This window comes from Sorangium sp. So ce367 (genome assembly GCF_051520455.1).
Lineage (GTDB): Bacteria > Myxococcota_A > Polyangia > Polyangiales > Polyangiaceae > Sorangium > Sorangium cellulosum_B.
This window is the reverse complement of record NZ_CP150334.1, coordinates 4,334,151-4,345,371: the sequence shown is the minus strand read 5'-3', so window position 1 is coordinate 4,345,371 and position 11,221 is coordinate 4,334,151. Positions and strand designations below refer to the sequence as shown.

Annotated in this window: 8 protein-coding genes; 5 read left to right on the top strand and 3 right to left on the bottom strand. The window is 72.9% G+C overall.

The window, feature by feature from the left end; all coding sequences use genetic code 11:
- Positions 1-1,392: a pyridoxal phosphate-dependent aminotransferase gene (locus WME97_RS16585; protein WP_437552880.1), complete on the top strand. Its 1,392-nt coding sequence runs from the start codon at positions 1-3 to the stop codon at positions 1,390-1,392.
- Positions 1,393-1,482: 90 nt separating this feature from the next.
- Positions 1,483-3,699, top strand: a complete 2,217-nt coding sequence (locus tag WME97_RS16580) for a protein kinase domain-containing protein (RefSeq protein WP_437552879.1) — start codon at positions 1,483-1,485, stop codon at positions 3,697-3,699.
- A gap of 58 nt (positions 3,700-3,757) precedes the next feature.
- Here the strand turns inward: WME97_RS16580 and WME97_RS16575 are convergent, their stop codons facing one another.
- Positions 3,758-4,189 carry a response regulator gene (locus tag WME97_RS16575; protein ID WP_437552878.1) on the bottom strand — a complete coding sequence of 144 codons (432 nt, stop codon included), beginning with the start codon at positions 4,187-4,189 and terminating at the stop codon, positions 3,758-3,760.
- Positions 4,190-4,426: 237 nt separating this feature from the next.
- On the opposite strand from WME97_RS16575, the gene WME97_RS16570 reads away from it, so the two are divergent.
- The 3 genes from WME97_RS16570 to WME97_RS16560 all read left to right on the top strand — a co-directional run bounded on the left by WME97_RS16570 (position 4,427) and on the right by WME97_RS16560 (position 7,388).
- Positions 4,427-4,933, top strand: coding sequence for a DUF2505 domain-containing protein (locus WME97_RS16570; RefSeq protein ID WP_437552877.1), 507 nt, complete (start codon positions 4,427-4,429; stop codon positions 4,931-4,933).
- Between the two features lie 251 nt (positions 4,934-5,184).
- Complete coding sequence (locus WME97_RS16565; protein WP_437552876.1) at positions 5,185-6,522, top strand: NAD(P)/FAD-dependent oxidoreductase; 1,338 nt, start codon at positions 5,185-5,187, stop codon at positions 6,520-6,522.
- Between the two features lie 86 nt (positions 6,523-6,608).
- On the top strand, positions 6,609-7,388 hold the full coding sequence (locus WME97_RS16560) for a hypothetical protein (protein ID WP_437552875.1): 780 nt from the start codon (positions 6,609-6,611) through the stop codon (positions 7,386-7,388).
- A 24-nt stretch (positions 7,389-7,412) separates the two neighbouring features.
- On the opposite strand, the gene WME97_RS16555 is transcribed toward WME97_RS16560, so the two are convergent.
- Positions 7,413-8,903, bottom strand: a complete 1,491-nt coding sequence (locus tag WME97_RS16555) for a tetratricopeptide repeat protein (RefSeq protein ID WP_437552874.1) — start codon at positions 8,901-8,903, stop codon at positions 7,413-7,415.
- 99 nt (positions 8,904-9,002) lie between these two features.
- Positions 9,003-11,207 (bottom strand): protein kinase domain-containing protein, encoded by a 2,205-nt coding sequence (locus WME97_RS16550; RefSeq protein ID WP_437552873.1) that lies wholly within the window; start codon positions 11,205-11,207, stop codon positions 9,003-9,005.
- Positions 11,208-11,221: the final 14 nt, after the last annotated feature.

The following is an 11,221-nucleotide window of genomic DNA, read 5'->3' as shown; positions in this document are numbered from 1 at the left end:
ATGACAGAAGCAGCGCGAGAGCACCCCGACGAGCGAAGCGACGTCCAGGGAGACGAGGCCCGGCCCAGCGATCCTGGGGCGGCGGCCGACCGGGGGAACACGCCGGCCCCGCCGCGCGGCGACGACCGGGCGGTCCACGCTTTCCGGAAGGTCCCGCGGACGGGCGTCATCTACGTGACGACCGAGGCCGCGCGCCTGGGGTTCAAGGCGGGCGCCGACGAGGGGACGGACGGCTGGTGCAACCTCGGGCAGGGCCAGCCGGAGACGGGCCCGCTTCCGGGCTCGCCCGCGCGCTGCGCGGCGGTGCCGATCTCCGGAGACGACCAGGAATACGCGCCCGTGGCCGGCCTCTGGGAGCTGCGCGAGGCGATCGCGTCGCTCTACAACCGCGCGTACCGGCGGGGCATGCCGTCGCGCTACACGGCCGAGAACGTGGCGGTGTCGGGCGGGGGTCGCATCGCCCTCACCCGCGCCGCGGCGGCGCTCGGGCAGATCAACCTCGGCCACTTCCTCCCCGATTACACCGCCTACGAGGAGCTGCTCGACGTCTTCCGGCTGTTCTCGCCGATCCCGATCCTGCTGGAGGGCGAACGCGGCTACTCGTTCTCCGTCGGCGACCTGCGCCGCGAGATCCTGGGCCGCGGCCTGAGCGCGATCCTCGCCTCGAACCCCTGCAACCCGACCGGGAAGCACGTGCGGGGCGAGGAGCTCGCCGCCTGGGTCCGCACCGCGAAGGAGCTCGATTGCGCGCTCCTGCTCGACGAGTTCTACTCACACTACATCTACGGGATGGGCGACGTCGCCCCGATGGAGAGCGCCGCGCGCTACGTCGAGGAGGTCGACCGCGATCCGGTCGTGATCTTCGACGGCCTGACCAAGAACTGGCGCTACCCCGGCTGGCGCGTCACCTGGACGCTGGGGCCGCGCGAGGTCATCGAGGCGGTGGCGAGCGCCGGCAGCTTCCTCGACGGCGGCGGCTCCAAGCCGATGCAGCGCGCCGCGGCAGAGCTGCTCACCATCGAGCACACCCGCGCCGAGACGACGGCCATCCACCGGACGTTCTCGCACAAGCGTGAGATCATGCTCGAGGGGCTGCGCAGGATCGGCGTCACGGTCGACGCGGAGCCCGAGGGCACGTTCTACGTCTGGGGCTCGGTCGCGGATCTGCCCCCGGGGCTCTCCGACGGCTACGGCTTCTTCCGGGCGGCCCTCGGGGAGCGGATCATCGTCGTGCCGGGCGAGTTCTTCGACGTCAACCCCGGCAAGCGCCGGGCGGGGCGGCCGTCGCGGTTCCGCCACCACGTCCGCTTTTCTTTCGGCCCGAGCGAGGATGTCCTCGTCCGGGCGCTCGGGCGGCTCGAGCGCATGGTAGGCGAGCGTCGCCGGGCCTGACACCGGCGGCGCCGCGCAGGGGAGCGGGAAGACGTGGCCGAGCGCCAGGTCTTGTCGCGCTGCACGTCTTCCGACATGGTGGGGGAGCGCGTGGCCAAAGATCCGTGGAGTGATTGGAACGACGACGACCCGGGGAACTTCCAGCCGGGCGATACGATCGGCCCCTATGAGCTGCTGTTCCCTGCAGCCGTGGGCGGCATGGCCGCCGTGTGGGCTGCGCGGCTCAGGCGGCCCAACGGCTCCGTCCAGATCGTCGCCGTCAAGCTGCTGTCGGACGCGATGCGCGGGGATGACGACGCGCGGGCGATGTTCCTCGACGAGGCGTGCACCGCGTCGCGGATCCTCCACCCGAACGTCGTGCACATCCTCGCGTACGGCGAGGTCCGCGATCGGCCGTACCTCGCGATGGAGTGGATCGACGGCGCCCCGATCGCGAAGATCTTCTCGAACCAGAAGGCGAAGCGCGCGCTCCTGCCGCTCGGCTGGGTGCTCCACGTGATGATCGACGCGTGCGCCGGGCTGCACGCGGCGCACGAGGTCCGCGACGACACGGGCGAGCTCCTCAACCTGATCCACCGCGACGTCACGCCGGAGAACGTGATGGTGACGTTCGACGGTATGGTCAAGGTCGTCGACTTCGGCGTCGCGAAGACGCGGGCGCGCGCGCAGACCAGCCGCGTCGGCGCGATCAAGGGCAAGACGGGGTATTTCTCGCCCGAGCAGGTCATGGGCGGGGCGCTCGACCGCCGCAGCGATCTCTTCTCGATGGGCGTGCTGCTCTACCTGCTGGTGACGGGCCACACGCCGTTCCGCGGCAAGGGCCCGCTGGAGGCGATGCAGCAGATCGCCAACCGCAACCCGCAGCCGCCGCGCGAGATCATGCCCGAGGTCCACCCGGAGCTCGACCGCATCATCATGCGCGCGCTCGCCAAGAACCCGAACGAGCGGTACCAGACGGCCGCGGAGCTGCGCCGCGATCTCGAGCAGGTGAGCGCCGCGGTCCGCGAGAGCTACACCGACAAACAGGTGGGCCAGCTCGTCCGCGATCTGCTCCCCGGGGTCGCCGAGGCGCGCAAGGAGCGGATCGATCAGGCGCTCGACGAGCTCGACCGGATCCTCGCCGAGCGCGCCCACCCTCAGAAGCCGCAGGCCTCGCGCCCCGAGGACGCGACCGAGGTGATGCTGCGGCGCATCTCCATGCTGCCGATCCTGCAGGACGGCCCGGAGTCGACGGAGGGCGGGGGCGCGGCCGACGCGGCGCCGCCCTCGTCCCCGGCAGGCCCCGCGAGCTCGCGCATGTCGGGGCCCGCGAGCTCGCGCATGTCAGGGCCCGCGAGCTCGCGCATGTCGGGACCGGCAAGCTCGCGCATGTCGGGGCCGGCCAGCTCGCGCATGCCGGCGCCGACGAGCCCGCGCCGCGCGAACGCCGACCCGATGCGCAAGTCGAACCCGGACGCGACGCGCAAATCGACCCCGGATGCGACCCGCAAGTCGAACCCGGACGGCGCGGGCTCGCCGCTCGATTTCCCGGCGGGGCTTTCGCCGCTGCCGCTGCTCCCGCCGCCGCTGCAGGTGGGGCCGCCGGTGCCCCCGGGGCCGGCGGCTTACGTCGGTCCGGCGGCGCACGCGAGCGGCCCCGGGAGCGCTGTCGCGTCCGCGCCCGAGCGGCGCGCGTCCCCGCCCGCGAAGGGGTCCTTCGTCCGCGTGGCGTTGCTCGCGCTGATCGTCCTGGGCGTGGTCGCGGCCGTTGCGCTCCTGCTGCTCGCGCGTTCCGGCCGCATGCCGCTCGGCGGTGTGGTGGTGCCTTCCGCCAGCCCCAGCGCGTCCGCGCCGACGGTGCAAGCGCCCGATGCCGGCGCCGATGCCGCGGCGACGCCGGACGCGGCAGCGACGGCGTCGACGGTCGCGAGCGACGCCGTCGCGGACGCCGCAGCCCCGACCGATGCAGCCGCAGCCGAGCTGATCGCCGACGCGGCCGCATCGGCCGCGCCGGCCGACGCGGCCGCGGATGCCGCGGTGCCCGCCGATGCAGCCCCCCCTCTCCCGAGCGGGCAGCCGGCGTACGTCCCCAGCGCCGCCCCCGCGCCGGGGGCGCCGTACCCGGGCTCCTCGGTCACCCCGGCGCCGCGCGTCCCAGGGCCCCTGCCCACGCCGTCCGTCACCGGGTGGCCTCCGCCTCGGCCCGCGAGCCAGCCCGGACTGCCGGCGACTCCGCCCGTCTCCACGCTGCCGCGCGGGCCCGTCCCCGGCCCGGCGCCGCCTCGGCCGCGCCCCGCCGCGCCCCCCCTCGACCTGGCGCCGCGGTAGCGCCTTCGGACCGGGCGCGGCCGCCTCCCCCGCAGCCCGCGCGGCCGGCGCGTCGCGCTCAGTCCTCCTTCGGCTTCTCCGGCTGCGCCTCGTCGGGCGGCGGGGGCGGGGTGGCGCGGGCCGCAGCTTTCTTCAGCGACGACTCCGCGAGCGACACCAGCATGGCGAGGTTCACCGGCTTCGAGAGCAGGAAGATCGCGTGCCGTCGCAGCGCGCGGATGCGCGCCTGCTGCGACTCGTCGGCCGTCACGACGAAGACGGGCGTGTCGCGGTTCAGCGCTCCCTTGGCCGAGAGCGACTCGAGCACGCTGAAGCCGTCGATCAGCGGCATGTGCAGATCGAGCACCACGAGATCGAACTTGCGCGCGGAGAGCCGGCGCAGCGCCGGCGCCCCGCCGTTCGCCTCCTCGACGTCGCCCAGCGTACGGAGCGAACGCGCAAACATGGCTCGGATCGCGGCGTCGTCGTCGATGACGAGGATGCACGTCACAGCGTCATGATCGCACGGACGCAGAAGCGCTGGAAGCGCGCCGCCAGCGCCCGCATCGCCCGGAACGCGCGTACGCAACCGTGCACAGCGCCGGTGGCGCGCGCAACGCAGACGGACGCGTCGCCAGCGCAGATCCCGTGTTCAGCGGTCCTGGTCGAGACATGGACGCCACGTACGGGCTGCGGTAAACGCGGGGCTGGACGTCATCGACCCCGCGCACCGCAAAGGAACGATCCCATGGGCAAGTTCACCCTCACGCACGAGATCAACTGCAACCTCGAGACGTTCTGGAAGCTGTTCCTGGACAAGACTTTCAACGAGGAGCTCTACAGGAAGGAGCTCGGTTTCCCCGAGTTCACGATCACGGAGCAGGTCGAGACGGCGACGGAGATCATCCGGAGGTCGGCCGGGAAGCCGAAGATGAATTTGCCCGGCCCCGTCGAGAAGCTGCTCGGCTCCGGGTTCCGCTACACCGAAGAGGGCAAGCTGAACAAGGCGACGAACGTGTGGACCTTCAAGCTGACGCCAAGCACGCTGGCCGACAAGATGCGCAACGAGGGCGTGGTGCGCGCCGAGGCCATCGGCGACAACAAGGTGCGTCGGATCGCCGAGATCACGATCGAAGCGAAGGTGTTCGGTGTCGGCGGCATGCTCGAGAGCAGCGCCGAGAAAGAGCTGCGGCAAGGGTGGGAGGTCAGCGCGGTCTTCATGAACAAGTGGATCGCCCAGGGCAAGACGGCTTAGCCGGGCCGGTGGCGATCGGCCGGTCCCTGCCGCGCACCGCCTGGGGCGCCTGACGCCGGCGCTGCCCGACGAACGGACGGCGACGCCGACGAGAGGGGGACGAGAGAGGGACGACGGGGATCACGAGCGGCCGTCTCGCGGCCTCCATCCCGCGAACGAGCGAGGGCGCCCCCCTGCACGTCCAGGGTCAAAGCGGGAGATCTGCGGCTCCGGCTCTTGCTGCGGTGGCGTACGGGAACCAGGGCCACGGCATGGAGCACGTCGTCATCATCGGTGCCGGCTTCGGCGGCCTCTACGCGGCGCGGGCGCTCCGGCGCGAGCCGGTACGGGTGACCGTGATCGACCGGCACAACCATCACACGTTCCAGCCCCTCCTGTATCAGGTCGCGACGGCGGGCCTGAGCGCGAGCGACATCGCCACGCCCATCCGCCACGTGCTGCGCAAGCAGAAGAACACGAGCGTGATCCTCGCCGAGGTGAAGGCGATCGATCCCGTCCAGAAGCGGGTGATCTTCGAGGACGGCGAGCTCGGCTACGACAAGCTGATCATCGCGGCGGGGGCGTCGCATTCGTACTTCGGGAACGACGCGTGGGCGGCCGTCGCGCCCGGGCTCAAGACCGTCGAGGACGCGCTCGAGATTCGCCGGCGCGTCCTCCTCGCCTTCGAGGCGGCCGAGCGCGAGCCGGATCCGGCGCGGCGGAGCGCCTGGATGACGTTCGTGGTGGTGGGCGCGGGCCCGACGGGCGTCGAGCTCGCCGGCGCCCTCTCGGAGCTCGCGAGGCACACGCTCGTGCGCGAGTTCCGGCGCATCGATCCGAGCAAGGCCCGCATCCTCCTGCTGGAAGGGGCCGGGCAGGTGCTGCCGTCGTACGTGCCGGAGCTCGGCGAGAAGGCGCGACAGCAGCTGGTCTCGCTCAACGTGGAGGTGCGGACGAACTGCCGCGTCACCGACATCGACGAGGAGGGGGTCTCGATCGGCGACAAGCGGATCGAAGCCAGGACCGTGCTCTGGGGGGCCGGCGTGGCGGCGTCCGCCCTCGCCCGCACCCTCGGAGCGCCGCTCGACCGGGCAGGGCGCGTGCTGGTGGCGCCGGACCTGACGGTGCCGGGTCACGAGGACATCTACGTCATCGGCGACCTCGCGTCGCTGAAGCAGGAGGACGGGACGCCCGTGCCCGGCGTGGCGCCCGCGGCGATCCAGGGAGGGCGCCACGCCGCGCGCTGCATCGCGCGCACCCTGCGGGGGCTGCCGCGGCTGCCGTTCCGGTACAACGACCGGGGATCCCTGGCGACGATCGGGCGCGCCGCGGCGGTCGCCGACTTCGGCAAGCTGAAGCTCTCCGGGTTCCTGGCGTGGCTCGCGTGGCTGTTCGTGCATATCCTCTTCCTGATCGGCTTCCGTAACCGCTTCCTGGTGCTGTTCTCGTGGGCCCTGTCCTACGTGACCTACGAGCGCGCCTCGCGGTTGATCACGGGCGAGATCCCGCCGCTCCTGGAGGACCACCACGCGCCGGCGATCGAGGCGCGCATGGACGGTGGCGCCGTGAGGAGGCACCAGCCGATGGAGCCCGCGCGCACGCGCGCATAGCCGCCGCCCGAGAGCACACACGCCGCCCGCCGGCGTGCTGCGCTCGTCTGGACCTTGGCGACGGAGCTGCGTTAGCGTCATTGACCATGACGACCCATCCCGGACAGGGCGCCTCGACGCACCCGTGGCGAGCGCTCCTCGCCTGCGCAGCACCCCTCGCCGCACTCCTGCTCAGCGCCCCCTCCGCCTTCGCGCAGGCGCCTCCTGCGTCCTCGCCGCGCGCAGGCGCCGAGCCGCAGCCCGCGCCCCACGGGGCCCCCGCTCCGTACGGCGCGCCTGCCCCGTACGGGCAGCAGCCCGGCTACTACCCGCCTCCGGGATACGCCCCGCCTCCGGGATACGCCCCGCCCCCGGGATACGCCCCGCCTCCGGGATACGCTCCGCCCCCGGGATACGCCCCGCCTCCGGGATACGCCTCGCCTTCCGGCTCGTATCCGGTTGGCCCGAGGATCATGAACTACGAGGAAGGGCAGGCCGTCCCGGAGGGTTACCGCGTCGAGGAGAGGGCGCGCCGCGGCCTGGTCATCGGCGGCGCCGTGACGTTCGGCGTCACCTACATCCTCTCGGCGATGGTCGGGCTCGTGGCGGAGAGCGCTGACAGGGCGAGCGGCGGCAGCGGCGAGAGCTACCTCCCGCTCTACATCCCGCTCGCCGGCCCCTTCATCACCGTCGGCACCGCCGATGCGAAGGGCGGCGGCGTCTTCGTCCTCATGGTCGACGGGCTGGCTCAGGTCGCCGGGGCCGCGATGTTCATCGGCGGCCTCGCCGCGCCGGAGAAGAAGCTCGTCCGCAACGACGTCGCCCTGTCCGTGAAGCCGATCGTCACGGGCGACACCGTCGGGCTCGGCGTCTCCGGCTCGCTCTGAGCGCGCGCCGCCCGCGGCCCGGCGTCACGGCGCGACGGGCGGCGTCTCATCCATCGTCTTGACGGCGCGCTTGGCCCTGCGGCGCACGTCGACGTGCAGCGACTCGTCGAAGTTGATGGCCGAGAACGCCGCCCGCGCCTCGATGTTCTTGCCGAGCGCGGCGTACGCCTCGGCCTCGTTCCACCGCAGCTTCCAGTCGCGCTTCGCGAGGTCCGAGAGCTTCGCGGCGTCGGCGATGATGTCCGGGTACCGCTGCTGCTTCCCGAGCTCGGTCCAGTACTCGGCCCGGAGGTCGTCGTCCCCGGGCGCGAGCGCGACGGCCGCCGCGAAGCCCGCGAGCGCGTCGTCGATCCGACCTGCGACCAGCTCGGCGCGGGCGAGCGAGCGGCGCGCGCCGGCGCTCTCGGGGTGAGCCGCGACGAAGGCGGCGAGCGCGGGGATCGCCTCGTTGACCTTCTGGATGTCCGCGGGATCGCTCGGCCAGAAGCGGAGCGAGAGCGCCGCGAGGTCGCCTGGGTCGCTCTCCAGCGCGCGCTCGACCGCGGCGGGCACCTCCGCTCCGCGGCCCGCCTGGGACAGGCACTTGGCGAGCTCGACCCAGGCGCCCGACGAGGACGGCGCCGTCGCGACGAAGGCCTCGGCCGCGGCGAGCGCCTCGTCGGTGCGCCCGAGCGAGCGGAGCGCGGCGATCCGCGCGAGGTGCGCGCGCTCGCGGCTCGCCCCTTCGCCCGAGGCGGCGACGGCGCGCTCCGCTGCAGCCAGCGCGACGTCGTGGCGGAGCTCGCGCTCGTGGTAGGCGAGCTGCTCGAGATAGAAGGCGCCGTCGCGGGGCGCCGCGTCCCACTGGCCCGCGAGGTACTCGAGCACCGCGTCGGAGCGCACGTAGACGAGCGAGGCCGCGTCGCGCGGGTTCTCGTAGATCGGCAGGAGGACCCCGAGCTGGACCATCGCGTCCAGCGCCGGCTGGCAGTCGGGCTTCGCCTCGAGCGCGAGCACCATCTCATCGAGGGCGGCGTCCTTCTTCTGCATCGCCAGGTGCACTTGCCCGACCGCCACGTGGTAGTCGGCGTCCCCCTGGAACGTCTTTCGGATCGACTGGAAGCTCTTCAGCGCCGCGGGGTGATCGCCCATGTTCGCCTGGGCCGAGGCGAGGTTCAGCCGCGCGGCGTGATCGTCCGGATCCATCGTGATGATGCGCTTGAGCGCCGAGATCGCCTTCTCGTAATCGCGCTCGCCGAACGCCTTCTGCGCGCGCTCCCAGACCGGAGCCTTGTCGAGGAACGCCTCGAACTGCGAGACGAGCGTGCTGTTCTGCTTGCGCCAGACGCCGCTCTTGCCGGGCTCGGAGTTCGTGAGGAAGTCTTTGATCCACTTGCGGGCGGCGTCGATGCTGAGCCCCTTGTCAGCCAGCCCCTCGAACTCCCCCCGAGGCACCGGCATGCGCGCGGGGATCCCCTGCCGGCGCGCCGTGGTCTCATCCAGGCCGATCAGCACCCAGTCGCTTTGCTCGCTCATGATCCAAGGACGGTAGCCGCCGTGCCCCGCCGGGATCAAGCGACGTCTCGGCGCGTCGGGCGCGCTCGCGCGCTCCCCGCCAGCGCGCGCAGCGGCGCTTCAGGAATAGAACCAGGCCAGCAAGACGAACGCCATGAAGGCCGCCGCCGCGACGGCGAGCGCGAGCGCGCGCGGCACGCCGAGGAGCATCGGCCGGAGGCTGGCCTGAAACGCGACGGCGTCCGCGGCCGTGGGCGGGCCGATCGCGTCGCCCGCAGCGTCGCCCCGGACGGCGAGCGCGGCGTATGGCACGCCTGCCGCGTCACGCCTCGCGGGGTCGGCGCCCATGAACGGCTGGGCCGCGCCCGCATCCCCGGGCGCCGGCGTGAGCCGATGCTGGGCCGCGCTCGCGTCCCCGGGCGCCGGCGTGAGCCGATGCGGGGGCGCACCGAAATCCGAGGGCCTCGACGCGGCCGGTGACGCCAGGTGCTCGAGGCCGAGCTGGGCGAGGATGGCCCGCTGCTCGTTGCCCCACGCGACAGGCAGCGCCGTCATCTCGGGCGCGAGCGTGAGCGGCGCGGACATCACCTTGTGCATCGCCCGCTCGAGCGCGAGCGCCTCGTCGAGGCGGAGCGACGCGCGCTCCGGGGCGGCGCTCGCGGAGAGGCGCAGCGCCTCGGTGGCCATCTCGGAGAGGTGAGCAGCCACCTTGGACAGCGCCAGCTTGCGCTCGGCGTGGGCGACCGCGAAGCGGGCCTCCTCGCGGAGCCGGAGCGCCTCGGTCGTGAGGCGGTCGACCTCCGCGTGCAGCGGCCTCGCCACTCCCGGCGCGCCCTGCGCCGTGAGCGGTGTGTCTGCGTCGTGATCCACGGAGAACACGCCCACGGCAGAGATCGAGGGCGTCGCCTCGTTCCCCGACGTCGCGCGCAGCTCGTTTCCCGACACCGGCAGCGGCTCGCTGTCCCGATCGGTGATGGATCCGTACGAGGGCAGGCTGCTGCGGCGCCGTGCTCCGCCCGAGCTGGAGGACCCGGGGTCTGCGCGCACCCTGCCGTTGCTGCCGACGACGACCGTCGCCTCGTCGGCCATCTCGGAGGCCATCGGTCCGCGCCGGTCGAGGTCGTCGTCCGCGGCGTCCGCCTCGCGCGGCGTGAGGCCGGTCGGCGACCGGGACAGCGTCCCGCGGCGCGCCTCGATGTCGGTCGCGTCGTCGCTCTGAGCGCGCGCGCCCCCGCCGCCGCGGGGCCGACCGGGGGTGTTCGCCCCCCTGCCCCGCGGATCGGCCGAAGGCCGGCGCGGGATCGCCTCGGCTGTCGAGAGCGAGGGGCGCGGCGCCTTGGCGACCCCGGCGAAGCCGCCGGTGACGGCGCGCTCGAACCAGCGCATCTGCCTCATCGCGTTGCGCCGCACGAAGCGCCCGAGCGCCTCCTCGTTCCCCTCGTGGTACCCGTGGCTGTGCAGCCACCCCTCCAGCCGAGCGAGGATCTCGTCCGCGCTCTGGAAGCGCGACGGCGGGTCCCTCTCGAGACAGCGCATCACGATCGACACGAGCTCCTTGTCGATCTTCGGTCGGAGCTCCCGCAGGTCGGCCGCCGGCTGCGTCGACATGCTCCGCAGGAGCTCGTAGTCGCTCGTCGACGGCCACGGGTGCTTGCCGGTGAAGAGCTCGAACAGCACGACGCCGAGCGAGAACAGGTCGGAGCGCCTGTCGGCGGCGCCCCCGCGGGCCTGCTCCGGCGCCATGTACGTCGTCACGCGCCGGCGCGCCCCGACGGCCGTCGTCATCACGCGGAGCGACGATTTGGCGAGCCCGAAATCGGCGATCTTCACCTCGCCCTGGAACCCGACGAGCACGTTGCCCGGCGTCAGATCGCGGTGCACGAGGTTGAGCAGCGCGCCGGAAGGCGAGCGGAGCTCGTGCGCCGCGCTGAGCCCGCGGCAGAGCGTCGCGCCGACGTGGACGACGAGCCGCTCGGAGAACATCTCGCCGGTGTCGAAGACGGTCTTCATGAGCCGCGCGAGGCTCACGCCCTGCACGAGCTCGACGGCGAAGTACCACCCCTGCTCGTCCGTCCCCCAGCCGGCGACCTCGACCACGTTCGGGTGCTTGAGCGCCGCGGTCGTGCGCACCTCGTCGAGGAACCGGGTGGAGACGTTCTGATCCTCGGCGAAGTGCGGGTGCAGCCGCTTGACGGCGAGCAGCTCCCCAGGCCGGTGCGGACCTGCCGACCTGCAGAGATCAACGCGGGTGGTGGCCCCGGATGCGATCTCGGCAAGGAACTGGAACGAGAGCGCAGCCGGCGCGGGCTCGGGGAGCCGAGACATGCAGGGAGAAGTCT

Coding starts and splice junctions, on each gene's coding strand:
- WME97_RS16555 (WP_437552874.1), bottom strand. CDS start 8,903: ATGAGCGAGCAAAGCGACTGGGTGCTGATCGGCCTGGATGAGACCACG.
- WME97_RS16550 (WP_437552873.1), bottom strand. CDS start 11,207: ATGTCTCGGCTCCCCGAGCCCGCGCCGGCTGCGCTCTCGTTCCAGTTC.
- WME97_RS16560 (WP_437552875.1), top strand. CDS start 6,609: ATGACGACCCATCCCGGACAGGGCGCCTCGACGCACCCGTGGCGAGCG.
- WME97_RS16570 (WP_437552877.1), top strand. CDS start 4,427: ATGGGCAAGTTCACCCTCACGCACGAGATCAACTGCAACCTCGAGACG.
- WME97_RS16565 (WP_437552876.1), top strand. CDS start 5,185: ATGGAGCACGTCGTCATCATCGGTGCCGGCTTCGGCGGCCTCTACGCG.
- WME97_RS16585 (WP_437552880.1), top strand. CDS start 1: ATGACAGAAGCAGCGCGAGAGCACCCCGACGAGCGAAGCGACGTCCAG.